The 1,964-nt window shown below is 45.8% G+C and carries 2 protein-coding genes; both read right to left on the bottom strand.

Annotated elements, in window-relative coordinates; genetic code table 11:
* The coding region (locus tag R7P69_RS24500; protein ID WP_411978698.1) for a peptidase U32 family protein at positions 1–237 on the bottom strand (237 nt) is incomplete at its 3' end.
* A gap of 149 nt (positions 238–386) precedes the next feature.
* The coding region (locus tag R7P69_RS24505) for a putative bifunctional diguanylate cyclase/phosphodiesterase (RefSeq protein ID WP_318121719.1) at positions 387–1,964 on the bottom strand (1,578 nt) is incomplete at its 5' end.

The raw sequence follows: 1,964 nt of genomic DNA on the forward strand, positions 1-1,964 counted from the left end.
GTTCGTCCAGCGTTCAAAACCGTTTGGATGGGCAAAGGTATTGAGTGCAACGTGGATCTTTTTGTTGTGGTCATGCACATATTGCACGGCCTTTTCTAGCTTTTTACCGTTGAAGTTCAAACCAGCAAAGTGACGCGCGTTGGTATCGTCTTTGAAGCCGATGTACACGGCATCTGCACCGCAATCAATCGCGGTTTTTAGCGCAGGCAGGTTACCCGCAGGACACAAGAGTTCCATATGCTCACAATCATAGAGAAGGAAAAGGTGCCCGCATTTTATGAAGAATTATGAATAGCTAATTTGACCTAAGTTAGGTTTAGCTCAATAAACTCAATATTTACCCCTTGAGAGTAGGGGTAAAGGTTTGATTTGGCGACGTAGGGGGATCAGTTTTTGTGGCGGCGGTTTTGCACAAACAACTCTTCGATTTCATGTTTTGGTTGAGGTCGGTAGAAATGAAAACCTTGAATCGAGTTACATTGAAGGTTGGAAAGTAAAGTAGCTTGCTGATGCGTTTCTACGCCTTCTGCAACGACCGTTAGTTCCAAAGATTTGCCCAAGTTGATGATGTTCTCGATGACGGTCACCTGTTTTGGCAGGGCATCAATGTCATTAATGAATGCTCGGTCGATTTTTAGTTCATCAATCGGGAAACGAGCTAAATAAGACAGCGACGAGTACCCAGTACCAAAGTCGTCGATCGATAAAGCAAAGCCCAGCTTTTTAATCGCATTCAGCATTTGCAGCGTATGTTCGCTGTCACTCATCACCGCGCTTTCCGTTAGCTCAAACGTGATGCAACTTGGATCAAGTTCGGTTGTGCGCAGCAGCTTCTCCATAAAGTCGATCAACTGAGGGTTGCCAAACTGTTCTGGAGACAGGTTGATCGCGACGCGACCCGGCAAAATGCCTTGTTGTTTCCAGCGTTTTACGGTGTTGAATACATCACGCATCACCACGCGGCCCAGATGCTCAATCAAACCTGCTCGTTCCGCCACAGGAATAAATGATCCTGGGCTAATGTAGCCCTCAACCGGATGTTTCCAACGTACTAAAGCCTCAGCGCCATTGATACTGAAATCACGGGCGTTCACTTTGGGTTGATACCAAACTTCAAGACCATTTTGCTGCAGGGCTTTTTGCAGTTCGATTTCGAGCCACAAACGCATACGCGCTTCTTTGTTCATTTGGTCATTGAATTTGATCAGACGGTTTCGTCCGCGATCTTTGGCTTCGTACATCGCGGTATCGGCGTTTTGTAGCAAGATACGAGCATCCTGCCCATCTTCCGGATAGCGGACGCTACCAATTGAGCAGGCAAGACGTTTACTGAAATGGTGCAGATCAAAAGGTTGGTTTATCAAAGAAATAATGCGATCTGATAACACTTCTGCCATGCGCGAGTTTTCTGGCTCAGGAAGGATGATGCCGAACTCATCACCGCCAAGATGGCCGATGATCGCTTGGTTTGGCAGCAGTCGTTTTAAACGTGCAGAAACTTCTTGGATGACTTTGTCACCGATGTGATGACCCAGCGAGTCATTAATGTTCTTAAAGTTATCGATATCGAACACAGCCAATGCCACGTTCTTCTTCGTCATTTTATTACGCCAAACGGCCTGCATTCCTCTGCGGTTGAGCAGCCCTGTCATTGGGTCTCTTGCAGCAAGATCTTTAAAGTAGCGACGTTCGGTGTGCATGTTGACATAAAACAGTACTACGGTACTCAATACGTAAATAAAGACCGCGACCATGATGCTGTACTTTTCAAAGAACGTTAAATTCTTAATCTCGCTCCATAAGTTATATTCGTAATAAATACTGTGATTGGCACTCAAGCGCTCTTTTTCAATGGGCTTGATCCGCACGGCATCTTCAGGAATCGTTTGGAAATTGGAAACTAAGTGCAGCTTCCCGACAAGGTTTTCAGAAGTCGAGAGCAGCGCATCGACATCAAAATCAAT

The organism is Vibrio sp. 661, assembly GCF_033339315.1.
Classification (GTDB): Bacteria; Pseudomonadota; Gammaproteobacteria; order Enterobacterales; family Vibrionaceae; genus Vibrio; species Vibrio alginolyticus.